Source organism: Acaryochloris sp. 'Moss Beach', assembly GCF_021497025.1.
Taxonomy (GTDB): domain Bacteria; phylum Cyanobacteriota; class Cyanobacteriia; order Thermosynechococcales; family Thermosynechococcaceae; genus Acaryochloris; species Acaryochloris marina_A.
The window spans coordinates 79,875-105,502 of record NZ_CP071717.1; the positions used below are offsets into that span (position 1 = coordinate 79,875).

The 25,628-nt window shown below is 46.7% G+C and carries 25 protein-coding genes and 1 tRNA gene; 18 read left to right on the forward strand and 8 right to left on the reverse strand.

Annotated elements, in window-relative coordinates; genetic code table 11:
* Nucleotides 1-68 precede the first annotated feature (68 nt).
* The 3 genes from HRE53_RS00370 (at nucleotide 69) to HRE53_RS00380 (ending at nucleotide 3,538) form a co-directional block, all read left to right on the forward strand.
* Nucleotides 69-584: a tetratricopeptide repeat protein gene (locus HRE53_RS00370; RefSeq protein ID WP_235108666.1), complete on the forward strand. Its 516-nt coding sequence runs from the start codon at nucleotides 69-71 to the stop codon at nucleotides 582-584.
* An 89-nt stretch (nucleotides 585-673) separates the two neighbouring features.
* Nucleotides 674-1,546, forward strand: coding sequence for a rhomboid family intramembrane serine protease (locus HRE53_RS00375; protein ID WP_235108667.1), 873 nt, complete (start codon nucleotides 674-676; stop codon nucleotides 1,544-1,546).
* Between the two features lie 453 nt (nucleotides 1,547-1,999).
* On the forward strand, nucleotides 2,000-3,538 hold the full coding sequence (locus HRE53_RS00380) for a phosphomannomutase/phosphoglucomutase (protein WP_235111292.1): 1,539 nt from the start codon (nucleotides 2,000-2,002) through the stop codon (nucleotides 3,536-3,538).
* A 15-nt stretch (nucleotides 3,539-3,553) separates the two neighbouring features.
* Here HRE53_RS00380 and secD read toward each other — a convergent pair whose 3' ends face one another.
* Nucleotides 3,554-4,444, reverse strand: coding sequence for a preprotein translocase subunit SecD (gene secD / locus HRE53_RS00385; protein WP_235108668.1), 891 nt, complete (start codon nucleotides 4,442-4,444; stop codon nucleotides 3,554-3,556).
* A 119-nt stretch (nucleotides 4,445-4,563) separates the two neighbouring features.
* Here secD and HRE53_RS00390 point away from each other — a divergent pair, with 119 nt between their 5' ends.
* Both HRE53_RS00390 and HRE53_RS00395 read left to right on the forward strand, forming a co-directional pair.
* A complete protein-coding gene (locus tag HRE53_RS00390; RefSeq protein WP_235108669.1) occupies nucleotides 4,564-5,739 on the forward strand; it encodes an alpha/beta hydrolase in 1,176 nt (391 codons plus the stop codon).
* A 114-nt stretch (nucleotides 5,740-5,853) separates the two neighbouring features.
* On the forward strand, nucleotides 5,854-6,321 hold the full coding sequence (locus HRE53_RS00395; RefSeq protein ID WP_212661717.1) for a HugZ family protein: 468 nt from the start codon (nucleotides 5,854-5,856) through the stop codon (nucleotides 6,319-6,321).
* A 2-nt stretch (nucleotides 6,322-6,323) separates the two neighbouring features.
* On the opposite strand, the gene HRE53_RS00400 is transcribed toward HRE53_RS00395, so the two are convergent.
* Together HRE53_RS00400 and HRE53_RS00405 are read right to left on the reverse strand one after the other, a co-directional pair.
* Nucleotides 6,324-8,324: an amylo-alpha-1,6-glucosidase gene (locus HRE53_RS00400; protein ID WP_235108670.1), complete on the reverse strand. Its 2,001-nt coding sequence runs from the start codon at nucleotides 8,322-8,324 to the stop codon at nucleotides 6,324-6,326.
* Nucleotides 8,325-8,413: 89 nt separating this feature from the next.
* Nucleotides 8,414-9,172 (reverse strand): carbonic anhydrase, encoded by a 759-nt coding sequence (locus tag HRE53_RS00405; protein WP_235108671.1) that lies wholly within the window; start codon nucleotides 9,170-9,172, stop codon nucleotides 8,414-8,416.
* A gap of 220 nt (nucleotides 9,173-9,392) precedes the next feature.
* Here HRE53_RS00405 and HRE53_RS00410 point away from each other — a divergent pair, with 220 nt between their 5' ends.
* Together HRE53_RS00410 and HRE53_RS00415 are read left to right on the forward strand one after the other, a co-directional pair.
* Entirely contained in the window at nucleotides 9,393-12,170 is a 2,778-nt protein-coding gene (locus HRE53_RS00410; protein WP_235108672.1) for a CHAT domain-containing protein, read from the forward strand.
* Between the two features lie 271 nt (nucleotides 12,171-12,441).
* Nucleotides 12,442-13,032: a DUF4329 domain-containing protein gene (locus HRE53_RS00415; protein WP_235108673.1), complete on the forward strand. Its 591-nt coding sequence runs from the start codon at nucleotides 12,442-12,444 to the stop codon at nucleotides 13,030-13,032.
* A gap of 267 nt (nucleotides 13,033-13,299) precedes the next feature.
* Here HRE53_RS00415 and HRE53_RS00420 read toward each other — a convergent pair whose 3' ends face one another.
* Complete coding sequence (locus HRE53_RS00420) at nucleotides 13,300-13,815, reverse strand: DUF4330 domain-containing protein (protein WP_235108674.1); 516 nt, start codon at nucleotides 13,813-13,815, stop codon at nucleotides 13,300-13,302.
* 391 nt (nucleotides 13,816-14,206) lie between these two features.
* Between HRE53_RS00420 and HRE53_RS00425 the strand changes: the two genes are divergently transcribed.
* Nucleotides 14,207-14,419: a DUF2555 domain-containing protein gene (locus HRE53_RS00425; RefSeq protein ID WP_212661723.1), complete on the forward strand. Its 213-nt coding sequence runs from the start codon at nucleotides 14,207-14,209 to the stop codon at nucleotides 14,417-14,419.
* Nucleotides 14,420-14,452: 33 nt separating this feature from the next.
* The gene (gene coaBC / locus HRE53_RS00430) at nucleotides 14,453-15,658 is read left to right on the forward strand and encodes a bifunctional phosphopantothenoylcysteine decarboxylase/phosphopantothenate--cysteine ligase CoaBC (RefSeq protein WP_235108675.1); all 1,206 of its coding nucleotides are present in this window, start codon (nucleotides 14,453-14,455) and stop codon (nucleotides 15,656-15,658) included.
* Nucleotides 15,659-15,690: 32 nt separating this feature from the next.
* On the opposite strand, the gene HRE53_RS00435 is transcribed toward coaBC, so the two are convergent.
* Together HRE53_RS00435 and HRE53_RS00440 are read right to left on the reverse strand one after the other, a co-directional pair.
* The gene (locus tag HRE53_RS00435) at nucleotides 15,691-16,350 is read right to left on the reverse strand and encodes a type IV pilin-like G/H family protein (protein WP_235108676.1); all 660 of its coding nucleotides are present in this window, start codon (nucleotides 16,348-16,350) and stop codon (nucleotides 15,691-15,693) included.
* Nucleotides 16,351-16,563: 213 nt separating this feature from the next.
* Nucleotides 16,564-16,637: transfer RNA gene (locus HRE53_RS00440), tRNA-Arg, on the reverse strand.
* Nucleotides 16,638-16,723: 86 nt separating this feature from the next.
* On the opposite strand from HRE53_RS00440, the gene moaC reads away from it, so the two are divergent.
* The 4 genes from moaC (at nucleotide 16,724) to HRE53_RS00460 (ending at nucleotide 19,338) form a co-directional block, all read left to right on the forward strand.
* Nucleotides 16,724-17,221 (forward strand): cyclic pyranopterin monophosphate synthase MoaC, encoded by a 498-nt coding sequence (gene moaC / locus HRE53_RS00445; RefSeq protein ID WP_235108677.1) that lies wholly within the window; start codon nucleotides 16,724-16,726, stop codon nucleotides 17,219-17,221.
* Between the two features lie 211 nt (nucleotides 17,222-17,432).
* Entirely contained in the window at nucleotides 17,433-17,624 is a 192-nt protein-coding gene (locus tag HRE53_RS00450) for a glutaredoxin (protein ID WP_235108678.1), read from the forward strand.
* Nucleotides 17,625-17,792: 168 nt separating this feature from the next.
* On the forward strand, nucleotides 17,793-18,410 hold the full coding sequence (locus HRE53_RS00455) for a glutaredoxin (protein ID WP_235108679.1): 618 nt from the start codon (nucleotides 17,793-17,795) through the stop codon (nucleotides 18,408-18,410).
* 166 nt (nucleotides 18,411-18,576) lie between these two features.
* Nucleotides 18,577-19,338: an ATP-grasp domain-containing protein gene (locus HRE53_RS00460; RefSeq protein ID WP_235108680.1), complete on the forward strand. Its 762-nt coding sequence runs from the start codon at nucleotides 18,577-18,579 to the stop codon at nucleotides 19,336-19,338.
* Between the two features lie 34 nt (nucleotides 19,339-19,372).
* On the opposite strand, the gene HRE53_RS00465 is transcribed toward HRE53_RS00460, so the two are convergent.
* Nucleotides 19,373-20,023: a GIY-YIG nuclease family protein gene (locus tag HRE53_RS00465; protein WP_235108681.1), complete on the reverse strand. Its 651-nt coding sequence runs from the start codon at nucleotides 20,021-20,023 to the stop codon at nucleotides 19,373-19,375.
* Nucleotides 20,024-20,156: 133 nt separating this feature from the next.
* On the opposite strand from HRE53_RS00465, the gene HRE53_RS00470 reads away from it, so the two are divergent.
* From HRE53_RS00470 to HRE53_RS00485, 4 genes are all read left to right on the forward strand, one after another.
* Complete coding sequence (locus HRE53_RS00470; protein ID WP_212661731.1) at nucleotides 20,157-20,618, forward strand: carboxymuconolactone decarboxylase family protein; 462 nt, start codon at nucleotides 20,157-20,159, stop codon at nucleotides 20,616-20,618.
* A gap of 8 nt (nucleotides 20,619-20,626) precedes the next feature.
* Entirely contained in the window at nucleotides 20,627-21,016 is a 390-nt protein-coding gene (locus tag HRE53_RS00475; RefSeq protein ID WP_235108682.1) for a hypothetical protein, read from the forward strand.
* Entirely contained in the window at nucleotides 20,995-21,906 is a 912-nt protein-coding gene (locus HRE53_RS00480; protein WP_235108683.1) for an RNA polymerase sigma-70 factor, read from the forward strand. Before HRE53_RS00475 ends, HRE53_RS00480 begins: the two co-directional genes overlap by 22 nt.
* A gap of 186 nt (nucleotides 21,907-22,092) precedes the next feature.
* Complete coding sequence (locus HRE53_RS00485; RefSeq protein WP_212661735.1) at nucleotides 22,093-22,347, forward strand: hypothetical protein; 255 nt, start codon at nucleotides 22,093-22,095, stop codon at nucleotides 22,345-22,347.
* A 636-nt stretch (nucleotides 22,348-22,983) separates the two neighbouring features.
* On the opposite strand, the gene HRE53_RS00495 is transcribed toward HRE53_RS00485, so the two are convergent.
* Entirely contained in the window at nucleotides 22,984-23,259 is a 276-nt protein-coding gene (locus tag HRE53_RS00495; protein ID WP_212661736.1) for a hypothetical protein, read from the reverse strand.
* 487 nt (nucleotides 23,260-23,746) lie between these two features.
* On the opposite strand from HRE53_RS00495, the gene HRE53_RS00500 reads away from it, so the two are divergent.
* Nucleotides 23,747-25,471 carry a DEAD/DEAH box helicase gene (locus HRE53_RS00500; protein WP_235108684.1) on the forward strand — a complete coding sequence of 575 codons (1,725 nt, stop codon included), beginning with the start codon at nucleotides 23,747-23,749 and terminating at the stop codon, nucleotides 25,469-25,471.
* Nucleotides 25,472-25,628: the final 157 nt, after the last annotated feature.

Here is a 25,628-nt window from a genome sequence, read left to right on the forward strand (position 1 = left end):
AGACCATTTGTTGTTTACAACCAGGGGCAGTTTTTCTGTGCCTAAAGTTTAAGAAATTAGGTTTAATCATGCTTATCTCTCCTCATCGTTCCTGGCTTTTTCCTACTCTATTAATTGCCGTCCTTCTATCAGTAAGCAATAGCCAAGAGAGTTATGCTAAACCTCATATCCAGCAATCTTCATTAGAACATATTGCTCTTTCCAGGGAAGATCGATCACAAATTTTGTTCTCCACAGGCATTCAAAAAGCCTTAAATGGAGATTATGTCCATGCCATTCAAGACTATGATCAAGCCCTTCAGCTAGCCCCTAGTAATTCAGAGGTCTATTACAACCGAGGCGTTGCTTATTTTTCAATTAATCGGCCCCAAAATGCACTGCAAGATTTTAGCCAAGCCATTGCTCTACAACCCAATATGGCTGAAGCTTATGGCAATCGAGGTTTAATTCGCCAAACCTTGGGAGATCGCCAAGGAGCCATCTCTGATTACCAGCAGGCTAAACAATTATTTCAACAAAAAGGAAATCGGCCAGCCGCTGAGCAAATGGAGCATTGGATCGATCAGCAAGGGACACCTCAATAGTTGGGTTGAGGTCGGGGCGATATTGGCACTAGACCGCACCAGACTACAGTGGTCTATCCTAGATTTACCCAATAGCCCTGTCATCACCCATGGCCTTTAAGTTACCTAAACGACAGACATCGGGTTCTGCCGTCTGTTTTTCCTGTCAGAAGCTGGTATCTATTGAACAAAAGGAATGTCCACAATGTGGTCAGGTTAATCCCAGTTTATGGGGATTTGCACGTCCAATTAGCAGATTAGGGGCCAATTTTGGTTTCATCAAAATTGTGATCATCGGGTGTACTTTGCTCTATCTGATCACACTATTGTTTGATCTTCCTGGTGTTCAGTCAGCAGGGGTTATGAACCTTTTAATGCCGAGTTCCTATAGCTTGCTGATTTTTGGCTCTACGGGTTCCGTTCCCATATTTGAGTGGGGCCGATGGTGGACGGTACTCAGTTCGGGTTGGCTCCATGGAGGGCTGTGGCATTTAGGGTTCAATATGGCCTGGTTAAACTATCTTTCACCCATGGTGGCAAAGGGGTATGGGGCAGGTCGGCTAGTCAGTATCTATACGCTCACAACCATTACCAGTTCATTGTTAACCAGTTTTGTTGCTCAATATTGGACTTCTTTGCCTGTATCGTTTAGTGGGTCTAACTTCAGTGTAGGAGCTTCTGGCGGCGTTTTTGGTCTCCTGGGAGCGCTGGTGATTTATGGTCAACGGGCTAATCAACGACAGGTTTTGCAACAAGCCCTAACGCTAACTATTATTTCGTTTGTACTGTCAGCTTTTGTTGGCAGGGTAGACAATTGGGGACACCTGGGTGGCTTTATGGGCGGGTATCTAATCGGACTCATGCCTGGGTTTAACCCTAATCAACCTCAACGTCTTTACCATCTGGGGATTGCAGCTGGAGCACTGGCGGCAACCTGTGTAAGCATTGTTCTGTCCCCCATCCATGCACTGCTCATTGGATAACCCGATTGCGCTGTCAGGGCATGACTTCATGGGTATTGCACTATGCAAATATTTTGGTGATCTAGGGCTATGCTTTGCAGAATATGAGGTAGAGAAATTAGAACCCGCATCAGTCTAAATTCACTTTGTATGGGTCAGTAAAATGCATGTTATTTCGCCAGATTGTTCAAAGGAATTCATAGGGCACTGGATAACGATAAAAAGCCATAAAGCTCTTCCTTGAAATAAGAGGAAATATAAACTTTTGGTATTTATCGGGGTAATAAACCAGGAGATTAGGCCCTAGCAAAAATGAGAATTTCGATGCACGTAGGATCTTTGAGTACACCTATTAATCTCTTGCTAATTACACCTACTTGTTCTCGACTATTAATCAAAGCTGTATATTTCACACGGGATCATTTTCTCAGGGCATGATGGGGGTTGTGTGTTGTACTGAGCTTGCGATCGCATATGACCCTGACCGCATTTAATTGGCCTCAACTTCAAAATGGTTCAGATATTCGAGGCGTTGCTTTAGAAGGCGTTGAAGGGGAAGCCGTGAACCTGACCCCAGAGATCGCCCAGATCTTAGGCATGGCTTTCGTACATTGGCTCTCCCAAACCCTGAACAAATCTGCTAGTGAGCTAACCGTTGGCGTCGGTCGAGACAGCCGCATTTCTGGCCCCACGTTAATGGACGCTGTTCTGGCTGGCATTACCCAGATGGGGAGTAATGGCTACAACTTTGGATTGGCCTCCACCCCAGCCATGTTCAAAAGCACCGTCACCGATGGGTTTAACTGTGACGGTGCAATTATGCTAACCGCTAGCCACCTTCCCTTTAACCGCAATGGCCTCAAATTTTTTACAGCTCAAGGGGGCCTAGGCAAAACCGATATCACCCAAATCCTCAGTCTCGCTGCTGAGCAGGCGTTTGAAGTGGCGGCTGATCCGGGCCAAGTCTCCGAGCACAACTTTATTGGGGTGTATGCCGCAGAACTGGTGAGTCAAATTCGCGTGGCTGTTAATCATCCAGACCATTTTGAACAACCCTTGCAAGGACTCCATATTGTCGTCGATGCCGGTAATGGCGCTGGAGGGTTTTACGCTGATCAGGTCTTAAAGCCCCTAGGAGCAGATATCACGGGCAGCCAATTTCTAGACCCAGATGGCACGTTTCCCAACCATATTCCTAATCCTGAAAATAAAGAAGCAATGGCAGCCATTTGCCAAGCCGTAACCCAACAACAGGCAGACTTCGGTATTATTTTCGATACGGATGTGGATCGCGCTGCTGCCGTCGATCATCTTGGGCAGGATCTGAATCGCAATCGGCTGATCGCCTTAATCTCTGCGGTGGTTTTGCGGGAGCATCCAGGTTCCACCATTGTCACGGACTCCATCACTTCAGATGGGCTCACTCAATTTATTGGGGATGAGTTAGGTGGTGTGCATCATCGGTTTAAGCGCGGCTACAAGAATGTGATTAATGAGTCTGTTCGTTTAAACCAGTCAGGGCAAGAATCTTGGTTAGCCATTGAGACCTCCGGTCACGGGGCGATGAAGGAAAACTATTTTCTAGATGATGGGGCTTATCTGATCAGCAAGCTATTGGTCGAACTGGCGAAGTCTAAGATGGCAGGCCAAAATATCACTGATTTGATCGCCAATCTGACAGAACCTCAGGAAAGTGAAGAATATCGTATCAAGATCCAGGCAGATGATTTCAAAGCCCATGGAAACTCGGTTATTTCCAAGTTAGAAAACTTTGCGGCTCAGCAATCAGACTGGCAAATCGTTCCCAATAATTACGAAGGTATTCGGATCGCCTGCAGCTCCCCCTCAGAGCAAGGCTGGTTATTACTGCGATTGTCCCTCCACGATCCCGTTTTACCCCTAAATATTGAGTCTAATGTAGGAGGTGGTGTGGCCAGTATTGCAACAAAGCTCGCCTCTTTTTTCCAAGGTATTGATGGATTGAACTTGCCTTCAGCGCTTGGGAGTTCCTAGCAATATGAAGGCCCATTAGACCTGGGGGGAAGAAGAGCATTGTTCAGTCTGCACTGCTTCTGTTTTCAAGACGGTAATGGGTGCAGGTAGGCTACCTTCTTTCAACTGGAAGGCCAAGTTTTTCACCATTTCCAAATCAAAGTTGCCAGTAATGACCGCCGCTCCCCCAGCAATCCCTGTTTTAGCAAACTGAGAGGAAACAATTGCCTCACTTAATAGTTGATCGTCCAGAAAAATGCCAATGGGTCGTTGGGTACCAGCCACTTTTTTGGTGATTTGCTGAAACTGCTCAGCGCCTTGGGCGTCAAAACGGAGAACGACATCCCAACGATTCCCCACAGAAGCAACCTGGTACGATGCACTAATCACATTTTTATCGGTCAAAACGGGCGGGCCATATAGTTTTTTGTAGATCTGGGCTAGCTGCTTTTCAAGCTGACGGGGATCGGATGGCTTTGCGGCCAATTTAGGCTGGAGCGCTATCTTTTGAAGTAACAGGGATTCGGTTTGAGGAGTCGTTGGATTTTGTAGACGAAACGTTAAATGCGATCGCTGAGTGATTTGCTCCACAGCTTGGCGCTGATCTAACTGACCCGGCAGCTGAACCAAAAATTGATCGGGGGGCAGAGGGACCAAACCAACTACTACCTGTCTAAGATTCAGCAATCGCTCCCTTAAAACAGTTTGAACTTGGTCAAACGCTTGCCCACGAGATATCTTATCTTGATAGGCTTTCCCCATTTGCAGCGTCAGTTCAGTGCCTTGAAAGGGACATAGTTTTGCAGAAGAAACGGTTGAGGGGATAGAGATGGGAAATTGAGACAAAAAATCAACGTCAGCACAATGAGTTGTTGTCGCTATGGTGATCAATGCTGATGCGATTCCAGACTGCAAGCTATAAGGCATAAACACTCCAATCTCAATTTATCTCTCCATGCTAATTCACCCTATACTCATTCACCAGATACACTCTGGGATAGGGGTTGTTGCCTCCATTCACATCTAATCTCATTTCAGAGACATCTATGTTCTATCGACTGCTGCAACTGTTAATTGGGATCGGGCTATTTTTAAGTCTTTGGATTGTAGTTCCTGCCCCCACTTTTTCGTTGCTTCCCTTGGGCGTTGGAGCACCTGAAATTAGTCCAGGGTTGATGGTATTGAATGGGATCACAATTTTGCTCACCTTCTTTTACCGCACCCATAAGACTGCCTTTCGAATCATGATGGTGGGTGGGCTATTGGGTCTAGTCTTAAGTAGCTTGCCACTAATTCAACTACCCAGAGCGATTCAGCAAGCCAATGGGGCAATGCAAGCCAACCTGGGCAAAGATTATTTAGCCAAATTATCTCCAGCCCAGCAAGCCCAACTACGCCCCCATCCCTTTAGCATTCTTGACTTCGTTCGCCAAATCCCCCTAGGAAAAATCCGCCAAGATCTAGGTATTCCCTTCGCTCAACCCGATGGACAGACCTTAAAGCTCAATCTCTATCGCCCGCCCCAGCCAGGAACCTATCCAGCCGTTGTCATGATTTATGGGGGGGCCTGGCGGACCGGGAGCCCTGACAGTAACGCCGCATTTAGTCAGTATCTCGCAGCTCGGGGGTACGTCGTTTGGGCCATTTCCTATCGGCATACTCCCCACTATCAATTTCCGACTCAATTAGAAGATGTGCGATCAGCCCTCACCTTTATCAAAGATCATGCATCCGAATATGAGACTGATCCCAACCGAGTCGCATTACTGGGGCGTTCAGCGGGTGGGCATCTAGCGACGCTAGCAGCCTATGGAGAAACCGATCTACCCGTCCAGGCCGTTGTGAGTTACTACAGTCCCGTCAACCTGGCTAAGGGCTATTATGATCCGCCTGTTCCTGACCCTATTGATATCAAATCAGTCCTGAAAGCTTTTATTGGCGGTGATCCGAAACAATTTCCCGAGAAATACCAACAAGCCTCACCCATTAATGCCGTTAAACCCAATCTTCCTCCCACTTTGTTGGTTTACGGGACTCAGGATCATTTAGTGAAAGTAAAATTCGGTCGCAATATGCTGAGAAAATTGCACTCTGAGGGCAATACCGCTGTCATGATTGAAATCCCCTGGGCAGAACATGCCTTTGACGCCATTTTTAGCGGGGTCAGTAACCAAATTGCTCTTTACTATACAGAACGATTCTTAGCCTGGTCCTTACTCTAAAGCCCCCTAGATAAGAATGCTTCTCAAAAAGAGTATTTATTTTGCAAGGTAGGCTTATTTACTACGTTTGTGCCTAAGATGAAGGTTGGATTGCATACAACGGTAGGTAGCCTCATGTCTTCAGAAGCAAAAGCAGTCAAGAAACTAATCGAACAACAAAGCTTTGGTGTCCTTTCAACAACATCAGTGGCTGTGGAAGGCTTTCCCTTTGGATCGGTCACGCCCTATAGCTTGATGGAAACCTATCATCCCCTGATTTTTATCAGCAATTTAGCTCAACACACCAAAAACATCATCAACGACAATCGAGTCTCTTTAACTATCTTAGAAAATTTGCAAGATGGGGCCGAAGATCCACAGAAGCATGGACGAGCCAGTATCCTAGGGCGAGCAACGCCACTGGAAACGACGGGTGCTGAAAATGAAGCCAAGTACCAACAATATTTCCAGCGGTTTCCTGAAGCTGAAGGATATCAGAACACCCATGGCTTTCAGCTTTATGAGATTACGCCTGTGCGGATTCGCTTTATTGGTGGGTTTGGCAAGATTTTTTGGCTAGAGCCCGAGCAGTTTGCCGAATAACTTTAGGATTGTTGCTGGGAAATATCCATCCAAGCCCTCAGAATTTCTGCAACGGACCAAGCTTGGGCAAAACAACCTCGGGGATAAAACGGTGGATCACCATCAAAAATCTCGCTAATACTGCCCAGGCCATGGGTCTGAAGATGGTTGGCAATGGGGTTGAGCAGTGCTAGTGCTTGTTGCGGATTCTTATAAACTCGGTAATGGGCTTGGACATAGGGGCCTAAGAGCCAGCCCCAAACGGTCCCTTGGTGATAGCGGCTATCTCGTTTAACCTGATCCCCCCCATAAGCTCCTTGGTATTGTGGATCGTCTAGGGAGAGGGATCGTAATCCATGAGATGTGAGTAGATAGCGTCCACAGGTCTCAACCACCGCCTGCTGTTGCTCCTTCGTCAGCAACGCTGGATAATCCGTTGCTCCTGCCACTAGGGGTAACGATACGGCAAAGATTTGATTGGGCCGCAAGGTAAGGTCATCCCCCTGGGGACCATCCAGCACATCGGCACAGTAGCCTTGGGTAGGCTGCCAAAACCGCTGGAACCCCTCCAGCATCAGTTGGGCCATGTCTCGATACACCTGCTGGGGCTGGCCCAGCTGTTGAGCGAACCGTTCCATACTCCGCAGGGCGTTATACCAAAGGGCATTAATTTCAATGGGTTTTCCCGTTCTTGGGGTAACCACCCAGTCGCCAATTTTGGCATCCATCCAGGTCAGTTGCGCCCCCTCTTCCCCTCCATAGAGCAGCCCATCTATATCCACATGGATTTGGTAGCGTGTACCTTGCCGATGCCAATCGATCACCCGGACCAAGGATGGAAACAACTCTTCCAGTAGTTCATTATCTTGAGTCGCCGCAGTGTAGATACGGATGGCTTCAAAGTACCAGAGAATAGCATCGACGGTATTGTAATCGGGGAGCTTACCTACCTCAGGAAAGACGTTAGGCAACATCCCCTGATCTAAATACCGGGCAAAGGTGCGAATAATCGTGCGGGCAATTCGAGGTCTCCCCGTAGAAATGGTCAGGCCGGGTAGGCTAATCATGGTATCTCGCCCCCAATCACCAAACCACGGATAGCCTGCAATCACCGTTTTCCCTTCCGGTTCTTCAGCTAAGGGACGATTCACAATAAATTGATCAGCAGCTAAGGCCAATTGCTGAATCCATTGGGGCATTGGAGATGCGGGTGTAACGTCCAGCTCGCCTCGAATCATTTCCTCATAAAAACGGCGCTCAAGTAAGGCGGTGGCCCCATCTAAATTGGCATGAGGTTGAGTACTGGCGACCACTGTCAAGCTATCACCGGGGTTCAGAACGACTTCTAAAGTCGTGATATGGAGATGATTATCCTGATCATCTAATCCTCGGTATTGCTCCAGCCCCAATTCAAACCCTTGGTACCAGTGGTGTTGCGTAACTAAGCCCCCCTGGCTGACCAATAGATAAAAGGGAGTCGCCGTCTCATTAGCCTTAATTCGAATGCCCTGGGCAACAGACTGAGTCTGCATTTGCCACTGATGGGAATGGGTTTGACTATGGTGATCTCGATAATTTATTAATGCTTTGACAGATAGAGCTACCGGACCACTACCCCGCCTGAGCTGATAGTGGATATAGGTCGTATTTTCACCCTGCTGCATCCACACCCGTTTTTCCAGCAGGGCATCAGCCAGGGCATAGCGCCAACAAGGAACCGTTCCTTCCAACTCAAATTGCTCAATATATCGATACCCCTGGGGGGTGACACTACCGTCAGCCCATTGATTCGTAGAGAGATCAAACAATTCACCGTTATAAAGAGCCGCTTCCTCCAGTTTAGAAAGTAAGAGCGTTCGTTCCAAGGGCGGGGTCAAAGCAGCGATTAGCAGCCCATGATAACGCCGGGTAAATAGGCCCGCCACAGTTCCCGCGGCATATCCACCTATGCCATTGGTCACGAGCCATTCTCGGGAAGAGGCTATTTTGAGATCACTAGTAATCTCTCGCCCTAACTGAATCATTCTGTATCCCCCTTTCGTAGCTGTTCATCTTACAGAGATGATGCCGCTAGCTTAGGGACATTATCGTTAGGTTGGTTGGGGATGTTCAATTAACTTAAAGAATCAGAAAACTGAATGGGGCGATTATTGAGGGCTTGGACCGGTCTAGCATTAGCGTGAAACCTAGACTTGAAGGTATTGATTTGCTGGCGGGAAGCTTGAATCGGTTGCTGTAGAATCGCCCAATTCACAGATTCACTACACGGGGGTGTCGTCAATGAACCTTGGTAATGGTAAAAACTGCGATCGCGGGGCAGTAGCGAGCGAACATCAATATCTAAATTAGGTGCATTCTCTTCTTCTACCCCAGGCATATTGTCCCAAATCTCATCTAATAAAGGATTTGCAGCTCCTGGCTTAATCATGACTCCCACCACCGCCAGCTCATTGGCCGCGTTCTTATGGACCAGGTGCATTTCCATGGCACTGGTTTTATTGTCAATCAGGTGCTCGCTGGGAGCATGAAAATGAAACTGGACTAATTCATAGGTCTGACTATTCAGGGTGAGGGTATTTCCGGCTTCATAGTTCACCGTTACCGTGCGCCCATTATTGACTTCATCCAGCGGAGATGAGTGGTAGTCCACATTTAGGGTTTCGTGATCGCTGTTGAGATCTTGCGATCGCAAGTTGATCGGTGACTGCGCCTGTCCCGTTGAACAGAGGGAATAGTCGGACTGCAATTCTGACCAATGTCCCGGATCGGATGCGCCTTCATAACTCCAAATCGGAGTTGCGATCGCAGGTGTCGCCAACAACATCCAAATACAACCAATCAGGCAAGAAAGAGCACTGTTTAAGAGACGCATAATTAACTAGGTATAAAGCAGGCTGTTTTGACTGTAAGTCAATCATTGCCTCCAAAGAATCAAGATTTCTAAACCACCTCATACTCCCAAGAGCTATTTCCAGAACAAGATTATGGATGGGACCGAACCGCACATATTAAAACCGCATCCCTCACCCTACATAGAACAAGTTTGCTCGAATCGGGCACCCTAATATGTATGGGTTAGTTGTCTTCATCCTATGCGTCCAAGTTCTTTTCGGGCTAGGTTTTCAGCACTATTTGGTCTTGGGATAGCACTTCATCCCCTCTCCTCTGCAAACGCTGTCCCAAAGAAACAGTTCTCAGACTGGTGCACCAATATTGTCCAGCTCGAACCAGGACAACGCCATACCGTTACGACCTTATTAAAAATTGCGAAAACCAAGGACTGTTCTGAAGCAGAGCAAATTCTGGGTTCTAATCCGGGGCTTAACCTCCAGAATCAGGGAATAACAGATTTGAGTCCCCTCAAGTCTTTACCTCATCTGAGCAACCTTAATCTTATGGACAACCAGATCAAGGATCTCAGCCCCTTAAGCCACTTACCCAATCTGAGTTTCCTTCTGGCCGGTCGCAATCAAATTAAAGATGTATCGCCCTTAGCTAAGCTCCCCAACCTCAGTTATGTGGTCTTAGATCTAAATCAAATTCAAGATGTGAGCATGTTAACGCCTCTACAAAAGCTCACCTCCCTCAATCTGTTGTCGAATCCGATCCAGAAAAAACTTTGTCCAGTTACACCTAGCAGCGTCTGCTTGTTTAGTGATGAAGCTCAGGATCAATTCGCAACCGCAGAACAACAGTATCAACAAGGTAATTTACGATTAGCCCTCCAAAGCTTTCAAACGCTGCAAAATACTTACAAGCAAAATAGTGATCGCCACAAACTAGGGGATAGCCTCAATCGTTTAGGCGATATTTATCACCAGTTGGGCAACTATCCCCAAGCCTTAGCAACCCATGAACAGGCCCTTCAACTTCGGAAAGACATTACCGATGAATCAGGAATCGTTGTGTCTCTAACCGGCCTAGCTTCCGTCTATGAACGATTAGCGCTCTACACTAAAGCTCAGGATTTACTCCAACAAGCATCGGTCTCTCTGGGCAATCAAAACCCCTTCCGATTAGATGGAGGAGGGATATACGAACATACTAAGGAAGAGGCATTGCTCTATGGCTGGCAAGCCCGACTATTTATTCGTCAAGGCCAACAGCCCCAAGCATTAAAAGCCCTGGATAAAGCTCAAGGTCTGTTTGATAACATACCGCCCGCCTTTCCGAATAAGCGTTTTCATGAACGCCTGATTATGGAAACCCGAGGAGCAGCCCTGCTCGGCTTAGGGCAACCTGAGGCAGCCGCAACGATATTGGAATCAGCCTTAAACGTAGCAACCGACATTGAAGATCAAGCTGGAATGGCATCGACCCTCAATCTGCTGGGCAAAGCCTACCGTCACCAGGGAAATGCGAAACAAGCTCTCAAGGCTTTTAGGCAAGCTTTGACGATTAATCAAACCATTGAGAATCAACCCGGAGTGGGGCTCACTCACCACAATATAGGAGAAACTTGGCTTCAGACGAAAGACTATTCCAAGGCCAGTAATGCTTTGGCTAAGGCAGTTGCAATCTGGGAGTCTCTACGTCCGGGTCTAACCGATGCCAACAAAGTCTCATTGTTTGAGACTCAGGTGATTACCTACTCCTATCTACAAACTGCGTTGATTGCCCTGGAGAAACCCGATCAAGCCCTAGAAGTTGCTGAACGAGGTCGGGCCCGGGCCTTTGTTGAGTTGCTCTCATCTCGTATTGGGGCCGACTCCTCCAGTCAATTCCAGCAGCCTAGCCCCCCAACCATTGATCAAATTCGCAACATCGCTCGCAGCCAAAAAGCCACGTTAGTCGAGTACTCACTGCTGCCAGAACAGCTCCTGATTTGGGTGATCACACCCGATGGATTAGTCTCATTGCGACAAGTGGATCTGAAGGCGCTATCGGAACAATCGCAGCAATCACTCCCTCAAATGGTTGCAGAAGCGAGACAAGCAATGGAAATGGGGACTGGTACAGACATGATGTCTCTTTCCCTGGATGGTCTTCCTGTTGCCCAGTCTCCCGATCATTTGAGTCAACTCCATCAGGTTCTCATTGATCCGATCGCAGACTTGCTACCTAAAGATGCCGATGACCGCGTCATCTTCATCCCCCATCGTGAGCTGTTTATGGTGCCTTTCCCAGCTCTAGAAGGAGAAGATGGTCCGTTAATCGCCCGACATACCATGCTCACAGTTCCATCAATTCAACTGCTGCACTATACCGAACAACGACGGAAGCAATTACAAAAAAGTCCTCGAAAAGCTCTGGTAGTCGGCAACCCAGACATGCCCCATATCTCCCCCGGAGTAGATCTACCTGCTGAACCGCTGCTGCCCTTGCCAGGGGCTGAGCAGGAAGCTGTCAAGATTGCCTCACTGCTTGACACCTCTGCCCTGACTGGGTCTGACGCGACTGAATCGTTGGTTACCGAACAGATGTCCAAAGCACCTGTCATTCATTTAGCCACCCACGGACTATTGGAAGAACTGAAGCATTTAGGATTGAGTATCCCCGGTGCGATCGCACTCACCCCATCCGCCCAACAAAACGATGGCCTCCTCACCACTTCAGAAATTCTCAACCTCGATCTCCAAGCAGAACTCGTGGTTCTGAGTGCTTGTAATACCGGAGTTGGAACCATCACTGGAGATGGAGTGATTGGCTTATCTCGGGCATTGATGGCCTCAGGTGCTCCCAGCTTAATCGTGTCTCTATGGGCCGTCCCCGACGCCCCCACAGCCAACCTCATGACAGAATTCTATACCCACTGGCAACAAAACCCAGATAAAGCTCAAGCTCTACGCCATGCCATGTTAAAAACCCGTGAACAGCACCCCAACCCACGAGATTGGGCTGCATTTTCCCTAATGGGACAAGCTGAATAATCAGTGCCATAAAATGGCCGAGAGATTACCCATTGGGATTGCCACGAAGATCATAAGCAATTTTTTTCATTCAAGTCAGCCCTTGAGTTGAAATTCGATCACAGACCTGAATAAGTTCCTGAATAAATCTGAAGTTTTCAGGATTTTTTCTGCAGTTTGACTTTGGGATAGTGAACTCAACAGCGAAGCATACCCTACCAACCTACTGACCCTTTTAAACCCGGAACGTTAAACCAGCCTTCGCCCTTACAAATCCTTGAGGAGCAGCAAAATGACTCAACCCATCAAACGACGAACCAAATTGGCAGGTGTATTAGTAACTACCCTGCTGGTCCTGACCTCTCCCATCGCTTTAGCTCAACACTACAGTCCCACTAACAGTGAATTGGAAGAACTCCACGAGGTTGCTGCTGAACACTTAGATAGGGTCCAAACTCTCTCCATTAGAGAAGGGGTTGAATACTGTGGATATTTTGGGTTCTACACCGGCGGCCCTTTCACTGGAACATCCCCTAAACGGGGGCGTGCAGATAGTTGTGAACCCAATGATCCACCGGTAGGCTTTACGATCCTTGCTTCGTACCATACCCACGGTTCCTATACGATAGATGCCGACACAGAAGTTCCCTCTGTAGAAGACTTACAAGCAGATATCCAAGAGAAAATTTATGGCTATATCGCCACCCCTTCAGGAAGAGTTTGGTTAAACGATCCTAAACACAAAGATTCAGTCATGCTATTCGGGCCAGGCAGTGTAGTCAGTGATCCAAACTTTCGTAGATGCCAAAATTTTGCTCCCAAAGCCCAATATACAATCCCTCAGCTCAGACAAAGGGCTGCGAATGACCAGGGTGAATGTTAACCCACTACACATATCGCGTTGCTTGCTCCCTGGAGTATCTGCCCATAGATCCAGGGGGCAAGCAACGTAACTTGAGCCTTCTCCTATTAAGGGGAAAGCTGGCCTTTGGGATTCATATCTACTTCAGACACATTACTAAACTTGGGACTTTGCCCATTGATTCAACCTAAAAAGAGTTCTCAGCAGTTGAGATCAATCTTCACAACTTTCAAGACACAACAGAGTCCTAAAATTCAAAATACGACTCCTATCAGCCTCAAAATAATCCTATCCCTCTGGGACTCGGATATCTATCACGCTGGGCTTGAAATTGTACAGTCCACCATCTAGTTCCACAGGTAGGCCAACTTTGATTAAAGTACCGCCAAAAACTGGGCCATTACCCGTCATTTGGCCCTTTCCTTCCAATGTGATAATCATATTGACTGAGAATTTTTCTTCCTCTCTAGGATCGGCAACGGCTTTGACAGAACCGTCCGCTTGAGGAGCCAATGTGGTTCTGGGCATAAATTCTACTTTCTTAATCTTGACCTCACCAATCGGTTGGTTACGGATTTTAAAACTAGCCTTCTCCCCCTCCTTGATCAAAGTTTTGGGATTTCGAGTTTTCAATCCTAATACCAATAAATCAACCTCAACATTGGCATCGGAATTTGCCAAGGTGCCAGACGGTCCTGGGAATAAGAAAATCCCCCCCACCACAAGCAACATGATTAAGACAGCCCCAGCATCTAAGAGGTTGACTTTACCGAATAAGCGTCCCTTGGAATCCAATACAGCCATTTGCAAATAAGTCCTAGACGTCTACAGGTGAAACTAAAGAGTGGAATGCCACTAAATTTTTGATGCTGCCAGACTATCACGTCTTTTGGCTTTGTAAGCCGAGAAGTTGATCCTAGAGAAAGAGCCTCGGCCCACGATATTCCCTAACAGAACTTGGTCTTTACATATCTTGATTGAGAATTCTATAGATAAATCGCTACTAAAGAAAAAGCAGACCGTCTTTAATGAAGAAAGGGTATGATCGGCGTAGGAAATATGGTTGTTTGTTCATTACTCTTTCCATTCTTGGAAAGAATTAGCCAAACAGGTCATTTAAGTCCAAAATGTGACTAGATCGGTTTGTTTGAACGACATTACCCAAGATGTCTATACCAGAGGTGGGGGTTAGCTGATGAGTGTCACACACAGTGAAAACAAAAAAGTTTCAGGGTTCACCGAAGAGGACGTAGCTCTGCTCGCCAAGCGGTTAGAAGAAGATGACTACGAAACCCCCTTTGCCGCTTTGGAAGATTGGCATTTATTGAGATCGATTGCCTTCCAGCGTCCAGAACTAGCCGAATCTTATCTATACCTATTAGATCTAGAAGCATTCGACGAATCCTAATCCCCATCCTACTTGTGAGCTGATAGCGACCTAGTGTCTTCCCGTATCGTAGTTGGTATCGGTGGCGGTATCGCTGCCTATAAAGTCTGTGAAGTCATCTCAGCATTGGTGAAATCCGGTGCTGAGGTTAAGGCGATTCTAACTCCTGCCGCCCAAGAGTTTATTACCCCCTTAACCATCACCACCCTTTGCCGACAGCCAGCATATGCAGACGCGAGTCTGTGGCAACCTCACCACACTCGCCCTTTACATATTGAGTTGGGCGAATGGGCTGATTTGTTAGTCCTAGCTCCTTTAACAGCCAACACCTTAGCCAAGCTAGCGACGGGATTGGCTGATAATTTGTTGACCAATACCATGTTGGCTTCCACTGCTCCTATCCTGATCGCCCCCGCGATGAATACCACTATGTGGCAACAGTCGGTGGTTCAGCGCAATTGGCAACAATTACTTGAAGATCAGCGGTATCACGCGTTGGGGCCTGCGGCTGGCATGCTAGCTTGCGATACCGTAGGGGAAGGTCGGATGGCGGAACCCGCTGATTTATTGACCTACATCAATTCCCTTTTAGTGACTAAGGGCAAAAGGGATCTAAAGGGTAAACGGATTCTGATCAGTGCTGGCGGAACTCGTGAACATCTCGATCCTGTTCGGTTTATTGGTAATCCATCATCAGGAAGAATGGGGCTGGCTCTGGCTTTAGTCGCTTGGTATCGAGGGGCAGAAGTTCAGTTGGTGCATGGTCCCTTAGCAACTCCATTACCCACAACACCTCAATTAGAAACGGTTGCCGTGACCAGTTCGGGAGAAATGCGTGCTGCAGTGTTAGCAGCATATCCTCAAGCTGACTGGACAATTATGGCAGCGGCAGTTGGCGATGTGAAACCAGCCCACTATTTTCCTGAGAAGCTACCCAAAAAATCTCTACCCACGGACTTACCCCTCAAACCTATTCCAGATATCCTGGCGGAACTTGGACAGCAAAAACAGCCTCACCAGAAACTGATTGGTTTTGCTGCCCAAACAGGAGATATCATCGCCCCTGCTCAAGATAAGTTAGAGCGAAAACAGTTGGATGCCATCGTTGCGAACCCCATTGATCAACCCCAAAGTGGATTTGGCACCGATCAGAATCAAGCTGTGTTTATAGATGCAACCGGACATCCGGTGGCTATTCCTAGATGCAGTAAATTACAAATGGCTCACCAAGTCTTGGCTCTCATCGATGGATTAGCCTAAACACGGACACATTCCCCACCCTAATCATTACCCTATGGTTCACAGTTTATGGGAGGAGGGGTTTGGGATGCGGATTCCGTCTCACAGATATGAGCTGTGGTTATACCGTCTTCTATGGTGACTACACCACTAAAGCTCCTATTATCTGAGCGTTTGGCTGTTGCTGTTGCATAAGCTCGGTTCACATCACCTGAGACGATCTGAACATCATAAAATTCGTTGTCAAAACGTCTCATTTGTAACTCTTTATATGAAGTCGTAAAGGTTGGATTCTCAAGCCGATAAGCCTGTTGGGCTCTATTTATAGCACCAAGTGCACTTTGGGCAGAGTTTTCGCGCGCTTTAGCTACTTGCTTGGCTGTCTGATTAGTGACTGCATCAAACAAGGGAATGGGTTTAATATTTTCAGGTAAATCTGTCTTGTCAGAAACTTTTGCTAGTGGAATTTCAATTACTTTGTCCTTGGCTGTTGTTGGATCGGGGGTAATCAGATATACCTTTCGATCCGGCCGCAATATAAAGGTAACCTTTTCCTCTCTGACTGGATCTTTAAATTCCCAAGTTCCTGGCCAAGTATCGTTTGTAGATGATTTGTCACTAGTTGGGTTCTCAGTAGAACAACTTGCCAACAATAAAAAAGCTGCAGCAGTACTTAATAGAGCCGTAGAATATCGCAATGATTGACAAGGCATAGAAAAATATCTACCTCTAATAACAGAACTACAGTACTTGTCCAATAGATTAGCCTGACTTTAGCCCTTCAATTGCAATGAAGTGTTGTATTCAATCTTTCTTGCAAACAGTGATTAAGACCAAGACTGTCTTTCCAAAGGAAGTTTCGTTGGCAAAAGCAAACCCCAGAGAGACATAAATCATCTGGGGTTACTGTAAATTTAGGAATGGAACGGGCTAGGAGGGATTCGAACCCCCGACACCGTGGTCCGTAGCCACGTGCTCTAGTCCACTGAGCTACAAGCCCCTAAGGGATTATTATCTTACCACAGCCTAACAGTATAGCAAGAACAACTTGTGAAAGCTGTCCACATCAGGAGTCCCTTATTAATTATGTCGAATCAACAATCAGCACTGACCCACCTCGATCACCAAGGGGAAGCCCAAATGGTGGATGTTTCAGAAAAGGTCACAACCGTAAGGGAAGCAACTGCCGTAGGCCAGGTAAAGATGAACGATGAAACGTTCGCAGCCATTCAAGCAGGGAATGCACCTAAAGGGGATGTGCTAGGCACTGCTCGCCTCGCTGGAATCATGGCAGCAAAACAAACCTCACAATTGATTCCACTCTGTCATCCCCTGCCACTGAGTAAAGTGGAGGTGTCCATTCAGCCTCATTCAGAGTTACCCGGATATAAAATCCAAGCCAAAGTAAAAACAAAGGCGGAAACAGGTGTCGAAATGGAAGCTCTGACGGCGGTGTCTATTGCCGCTTTAACGCTTTATGACATGGCTAAGGCTTTAGATAAATCCATGCAAATCATCGATATTCAGTTGCTAGAAAAAATAGGGGGTAAGTCTGGGCATTGGCAAGCAGATTCTGTCGATTAGGGATAGTGGGTTGCGATCGCAACTCCAAATCACCCTTACCCATACTTGCAACAGTTAGTCTAACTAGCCATTAAGAAGCAGAATAAAGATTCGTACTCCATTCTCATCAGGCAGGAGAAAATCTCACACAACATTCATCTCTGTTTCAGGAGCCATTCCGTTAGGAAAGTCATAGTACATATAACTGTGAAGATATTTCCAGGAGTAAACCATGCCAGGCCCTACTGTTTTAATCGAGATATACCGTCGAGCTGTAGCATCGAGTTCCGTTGAAGTCAACATAACTAGTAAAGACAGTCCTCTCAGAGATAATGCACTTTTAAACACGTTAACCACCAAGACAGTCGGAATTCCAGTAGAATCGGAAATCCGAGAATGGCTAACGGAATGGTGGCAACCCTAGCCCAATCCCCCATACTGGGTTGATAAGAATATGAGCGTTTTACAAATCCTGTAATATCTGAATTGAGAAAAGGGAGGATCTCATCAAACATTAAGCTCGGGTTCAGTGCATTTTTCTTTAGGGTAGCCATAGTAGACATAGTTCTGAAGTTAATAGCGAGAGCACACTATGTCAGGCCATGAAGTTGTCATCACCTTGTACCGTTGGGCAGGAGCATGGGGACCTTTTAAAGTCAAAATTCCTTGTGGCGAATGCACCCTGACCAAAGATGTCATCCTAGACACCTTGGAACATGAGCTAGCAGGCATTCCCGTCATACTAGAAATCCGCGAATGGTTATCAGAGTGGTGGAAGCCCTTACTCAAAGGCGGATGGCATGCTCCAATTGTGATGGTGAATGACAAAGTCATTAGTCAAGGCCATGCTCTCAACCGAGGATTACTGACAGAAGCCGTTACTGCCGCTTATGCTAGCAAAGTCCCGATCCAAAGAAGTCATTTATTTGGGAAAGAGAGCTGCCCCCACTGCAAACGTGCCAAAGCTTATTTAGACCAAGCAGGTATTCAGTACACTTACCATGATGTGGTTCGCAGCCCCCGCTCACTCTACGAAATGTTGGCACGGGTAAAGCCCCTCGTTGGCCCCAAAACACCGATTACCGTTCCCCAAATTTGGCTGGGAGGGCAATATATCGGTGGTGCGGATCGCCTAGAGCAGGTGATGCATGAGCAAGGATTATTCCGCCCTGAATATGATGGAGTAAAAACGGCTATTCAATCTAGATAAGAACTCGATGGAGTTGGACCCACCAATACTCTAGGACTAGATAAAAGTATTGAGTCAGTTGTTGCTGTGCTTTAGCTTGAACAAGCTTAAGGGTTATATGAATGTATCTTCAGGGAAAACTAGACAATTCATTCAGGCGTGAAGCAATCCCACTGTTTCTTTACCTATGTCAACGATTACTAAAGCTTTTATTCAAGAGCTAGGGAATAGAAAACTAGAAACAGAAGAGCAACAGGTCGTTGAAGAGTTAAATCGGAGAAAAATACCCTACTCCTTTTTCACGGAAAAGCGTATACATCGCCGACAACTCCCTCTTGGTAAACATACCCTTGTGGTCGGCAATCTTCCTTGTATTTTGGGGGCGTTGAAACAACTGAACATTCCTTGGCCAGAACCCAATGACTATCCAATTTGCTTACAGGATTGTTTGCACCGACGGACTTGGCAATCAACTGTATCAGACCTAGCAATTAGACTAGAGAAAGGGGACTATCCTGCCATTTTTGCCAAACCCTGTTCTCGTCGAAAGCAATTTACAGGGGCGATTTTTCAATCTGAGTCTGATTTAGCCCAAGTTTCAGGTGTATCAAAATACGAACCACTGATTTGTTCGGAAGTCGTCAATTGGCGCAGTGAGTATCGAGTTTATGTTGTTCGATCCCAAATCAGAGGGATTCACCACTATGAGGGCAATCCGCTGGTTCAAGTAAATCGAGATACTGTTGAAAAGGCCATCCGTATCCTTAGGGAATCGGGTGAGGCTTATGCTGGTTACGCGATTGATTTTGGTGTATTCGATTCTGGCAAAACCGCTCTGATTGAAATGAACGATGGGTTTGCCATTGGTGCCTATGGGATTAGTGCCCAAGACTATACTGATATGATCCTAGCGAGGTGGGAAGAACTACTCAGTCAGAGTAAAACCTAGCTAAGATCAGTAGATAGCCGTACCGCCACAAACCCTATTCTGCACGAGTTTCCTTTGTTTGTTCGCGGATCACTTCACTCCAGTTATCATCGTTAATTGCAGACTCCAAATCCTGCCGACGTTCTGCTTCGCTCTGGGGCTGGGTATTGCTTGCTACGCCTAGAGCCATTGCTTTCTGCAATTTCACTTTCTTTTCTTCATAGACCTGCCGTTCTTGAGCCGACATAGCTTGGAGTGCTGCATCTTTAACCGACCCAGCCCATTTGCCGTCTCCGGTATTTCCAGGCGGAAGACTGGGGAAGGCGTCTATCCACTGATCCCGCAACTGCTCCATTTCAGCTCGTTTGGGAAATTTAAAGGGTTGAACTTTTACTTGAGCACAGATATCCTCACCATGCTGAGAAATATGGCTTTTCAAGGATAAGGAAACATTGCGGGAATAGTTTACATATTGGGGACTGCCGGCTTGATCAAACACAGCATAAACGCCTGCAACCTTGACCTCGCCTGCAGCTTCACACCAAGTAGAGATGGGAATAGGGACTTCTGTGGATTGATCTGTGGTTGGCGTAATCGCGGTGCCTGCCGTATGCTCATCATCCGAACTGTAGAGAAAGTCATGTAGCCCTTGATGGGCTTGTGGTACATTCTGATGCTCGATCGCATTCGGATTTTCGATACCCACAGATTTAGCTCCCTTGCCGACATAACTTTATTATCAGTCATCGTGATCCCTTCATCAGAAAATTTAGCCAAACTTGTCACAGCTTGTCGGTTTCATTCGTCTCCTGTTTAGAAACCCATTTTGGAGCGTTCCCATGACTCAACGATTCGATTTCAGTCAATCCGATCCGAAAGCTTATCAAGCTATGTTGGGATTAGAGACCTATCTCCATAACTGTGGCCTGAAGCCGCCATTGCTGCATTTGATCAAAACACGAGCCTCTCAGATCAACGGCTGTGCCTTCTGCATTGACATGCATACGAAAGAAGCCAGAGCCGACGGCGAATCGGAACAGCGCCTTTATGCCCTGAGTGCTTGGGTAGAAACGTCCTTTTTTACTCCAGCAGAACGGGCTGTCCTAGCTTTAACTGAGGTGGTAACGTGCATTTCGGAGAAAGCCGTCCCCGATACGGTTTATGCCGAAGTGTGTCGACATTTCTCGGACGCAGAGGTCACGAAAATTTTAATGGCAATTGTGACTATCAACAGCTGGAATCGACTGGCAATTGCAGCTCAAATCTTGCCTGGCAGTTACACTGTTGCAGCTGTCGCTTGAACAGAATCATGAGCAACCTAACAACCCAAGTCATAATTGCAGTTGTTATCCATGCCGTGATTAGTGCGCTGCATGGCCTAGCCCACTTCCTGATTCCGGTTCCTATCTCAGTCCCACAAGCCATTTTTATTGGTGGGGTGATTACAGTTCTACCCATCATTGCTGCACTTTTGATCTGGAGACAGCGAGTTCAATGGGCATTAACTGTGCTGTTACTATCGATGACAGGATCTTTGCTCTTTGGGCTTTACAACCACTTTGTCGTTATCAGTCCAGATCATATTTCACAGTTGCCTCCGACCCCCTTGGGGGTTTTATTTCAAATAACTGCAATCTTGCTAGCTGTTTCAGAAGGAATTGGTATTGGAGTCAGTCTATGGGGACTCAAGACTCGGTAGCCTCAACGGATGATTTTTTAGAATATCGGTCGCTTTTGTTTGCGATCGCATATCGGATGCTGGGCACCGTTATGGATGCCGAAGATATGGTGCAGGATACATTTCTCAAATGGCAAACCGTATCAAAATCTCAAGTACGGTCTGTCAAAAGCTATCTCACCACCATCATCACCCGACTCTGTATCGATCGCTTGCGATCCGCTCAAGTTCAGCGAGAGCAATATATTGGCCCCTGGCTTCCAGAACCAATCGTCACCGATCTCTCAGCCGATCCCCATCATCGAGTTGAACTGGCTGACTCCTTAACAATGGCCTTTTTGGTCATGCTAGAACGGCTCTCCCCAATCGAGAGAGCCGTTTTTCTATTACGAGAGATCTTTGACTATAACTACGACGAAATTGGGCCAATCGTTGAGAAAAGTGCCGTTAATTGTCGTCAAATTGCTCGCCGAGCCCGTCAACAAGTAACCAAGCCACGACCTCGATTTTCGTCTTCCCCCGAACAGCACCAGCAGCTTACCCTGAAATTTATGCAGGCTTGCCAACAGGGAGAGATGGAGGGCTTGCTGCAATATCTAGCTGATGATATTACCCTCTGGTCCGATGGCGGAGGGCATGTAGTTGCAGCCCTCAAGCCCATTCAGGGTGCAGCCAAAGTAAGCGGATTCCTCCGTGCCATCCATCGGTATCAACGCAAATTGGGCCATATCTCAGCCCTCAATCTAGTTCAGGTCAATGGCCAAACGGGGATTCAGTTCTCGATCTCAAACAAAGTTGAAACGATTGCTGTCTTAGAGACGCTAGGGCACAAGATAACTTCGATCTTTTTTATCAGAAATCCTGAAAAACTGAGGTTAAAGCAAGCCCATCATGCAAGCAGTCTTCATTGAGAAAAATTAAAAATCTCAAGCAAAAAGGTCAATAATGAAGAATAGATTATTTAAGATGTCTTTTACTACTCATAGGTAATATATTCTATGAGGTGATTAGAATACATTGACAAATTACTCAAACAGCGAAAAATCAATCCGTCACTAACAGTAGGTAAAAGTTTTTAGTCAATCTCTGGGGGAACTGTGACTGACCTGCATATCAATGCTTTGGATTTGGCAATGGCTGGGAAATGGCATGAAGCACATGAATTGGTAGAGCATCAATCAGACCAAACATCTTGCCTAATTCATGGCTACTTACATCGTGTCGAAGGAGATTTAAGCAATGCCAGATATTGGTATCGGCGTGCTGGAGAAGGTATGCCAGATAATACTTTGGCCGAAGAATTAAGGTGTTTACATAAGGTCATTTATTCCACTCAGCGACAGCAACGATAGCACCTGTATTCCAGTCTCGATTCCAATAAGCTAGGTGCCAGCCACTTTAGCCTGGACTATAGCCACTTACATTCCGACTATTGCCCAACTCTCAAACAATGTTGATTGTGCTTTTACCCTTCATATAGCCGACGACGTTCGACACACCATAATTCAGCGGAATACTCTGATCAGCCTATATATAGGAGATAGGAGCCGGTATCAGGTGCCTTCTCTTCTATCACACTCACCTGATACCGGCTCCTATCACGAAGCCCTGAACCAAGCAATAACCTATTCCTGGCCATAAATCTGCTTCTTGCAATATTGAGCATAAAAAATCACATGACGATTGTATTCCCAAACCGTATGAGATAGCTTGCGGCATGACATTCTGTCTCCTTTAATTTTCTCAAAGGAGAATTTTTTACCGCATTGTAGGTTGAATCTGACGATTTCAGAGCTCTTAGTGCAGGATTACAGACAATCGTTCGGTCTTACATAGATTTGGGATTAGCAGATTAATCAGGTATTTTGATCTCTGCAATCATCTCGACTATAGAGGAGCAAGCCGATAAAAGCCTCCCTTATCTAGTCCGTAATCGTCTCTAATGAGGAGGACTTAGCAAAAAAGTCGAAGAAAACGCTTCTGATGAGTTAAGAAGCAGCAGCTTCGGATGAGCCATCCCAAGGATCTTCAACAAAAGTGACCTTAGAAGGATCTGTTTCTTGAATTAACTTCATTGCCATTAATTCTTCGATTAACTCAACCAAAGTCTCTAGGGAATTATTGGCTTTAATTAAAAGTTGTTGAAAGGTTGCATTGCCTTTTTGTTGAGCAATGAATTGTAAAAGCTGAAGGGCAGGTTCACTCACATCCTGGTGAACAGTGTAGCGAATATGGGTCAGTGAGGAAAGTTTGCTCCGGGACATGCTAGTCTCCAATAATCATCTGCTAAGGGCTCAATTATGCCATTACTAAAAATGGCATTCTCTATCCTTAGGATGCCCAAAGTTCATAGCGATAATAAAGTCAAAAACAAGATTGTTCTAGGCTAACAACCATTCCCATTTTTAATCTAATACGGTAGTTTTCTATTCCATATTTAGCGGAATCCTCAAGCACAAGGTTCAACCATTCTATCCAATGCAGTCATCCTAGTGATTGCTCATTGGCTAGAAATGGATTGGCATACAAGAGGATAGCCTTTATATCCATGACATTGGACCTATTTCAGAACTATATCGTTTATGATGGTTAGGTCTTCTGTAAGCTAGTGAGTTGGGTCAACCCGTCGCCACAAGCTGGCCCAGACTTCCATAACTGCGTCCGGGGTATAGCAATGTACCTCCGTTGTCCCTATTCCTTGATCTGATGTGATGCTGTCAGGCCTGGTTACCTAACCTTTTTAACTTCCCTATGTCACAACCTACCCTTTCTCGGTTTGCCGATCTTGAGATCGCACCACCGTTGCTGCAAGCCGTTGAAGAAGTCGGCTATGAGTCCCCTTCTCCGATTCAAGCCCAGAGTATTCCACCTTTATTAGCAGGCCGTGATTTACTAGGCCAAGCCCAAACAGGAACGGGCAAAACGGCAGCCTTTGCTTTACCCCTGCTGAGCCGACTGGATCTATCCAAAACCCATCCTCAAATCTTAGTTTTAGCGCCTACCCGAGAATTAGCGATTCAGGTGGCAGAAGCAATGCAGACCTATGCTCGCCATCTTCCTGGCTTTCATATCGCCACCCTGTACGGTGGACAAAATATCAGCACCCAGCTCCGACAACTCCGTCGCGGGGTTCATGCAGTTGTGGGAACACCCGGACGACTGATCGATCACCTCCTGCGAGGCACACTCAAACTAGACAACCTCTCAACTATTGTTCTAGATGAAGCCGACGAAATGCTGCGCATGGGCTTTATCGAAGATGTTGAGAAAATCCTAGACGCAACACCGAAAGGGCGGCAGGTCGCTCTATTCTCCGCCACGATGCCCTCTGCGATTCGACGAGTGGCTCAGCGACATCTCAAGGATCCCGTCGAGATTCAAATCAAGTCGAAAACTGCCACCGTTTCGACGGTAACCCAACGCTATTGGCAAGTTCGAGGCCTCAGCAAACTCGATGCCCTAACCCGCATCTTAGAAGTTGAAGACTTTGAAGCAATGCTGGTCTTCGTTCGCACCAAAGTTATGGCAGCCGAATTGGCTGAGAAACTAGAGGCTAGAGGTTACTCCAGTGCGGTCCTCAGCGGCGATATTAGCCAGCCTTTACGGGAAAAAACTATTGAACGGATCAAGGCCGGTCGTTTAGACATCATCGTGGCCACGGACGTTGCTGCCCGAGGGTTGGATGTCGAACGGATTAGCCATGTGATTAATTACGACATTCCCTACGATACAGAAACCTATGTCCATCGCATTGGTCGAACAGGGAGAGCGGGAAGACAAGGGGATGCCATCCTATTTGTGTCTTCTCGGGAAAAGCGGATGCTGCGGTCTATTGAGCAGGCCACCCGCCAGCCTATTCAGCCGATGCAAATCCCTAGTCATGCAGATATCGCCGATCGTCGGATTGTTCAATTCAAGCAGTTGATTACTGACACCATCGAAGATCAGGATCTAGGTTTCTTTGAAGATCTGATCTCCAATTATCAGCAGGAGCAGGACTTGAACTTGCGAGAAATCGCTGCCTCCCTAGCTTATTTAGTGCAAAAAGATAAGCCCTTGGTCCCCCCCAAAGAAGATTTATCGTCAGATGCGGGTCATGCCGTTCAAACCAGTAACTGGGCCGCAGATTTGGGTAAACCCTCCCATCAACAGATGCAGCTATTCCGCATTGAGGTGGGCCGCCAACATGAGGTGAAGCCGAAGAATATCGTGGGTGCGATCGCAAATGAAGTTAACCTCGCTCCTCGCTATATCGGTCAAATCAAATTGTTTGATACCTTCAGTACGGTATATCTACCAGAGTGCATGCCAAAATCTGTTTTTCAACATCTGAAACAGGTCAGAGTCCGGGGGCAGAAGCTGAATATTAGTTTGTGCGATAACGAAGAACGGTCTAGAAATCGCTCAGCTAAACCCTCCCACAAGGGTCGAAATAAGAAGCATTCCCACCGTAAAGCAAAGGCCGGGAAAAGCTAAATCCGTCATCATTTCCTTGTCCCTTTCGCCCCGTATAACGACTAGAGTTCAGAGCGAGAGGGACTAAGGAACAGCCTGGATCCGCACAACACTCAAACATAGCCTCGGTTTATTTTCCTAAACCCAGGGAATAGGGGAGTCTGACCTTATAATAGTT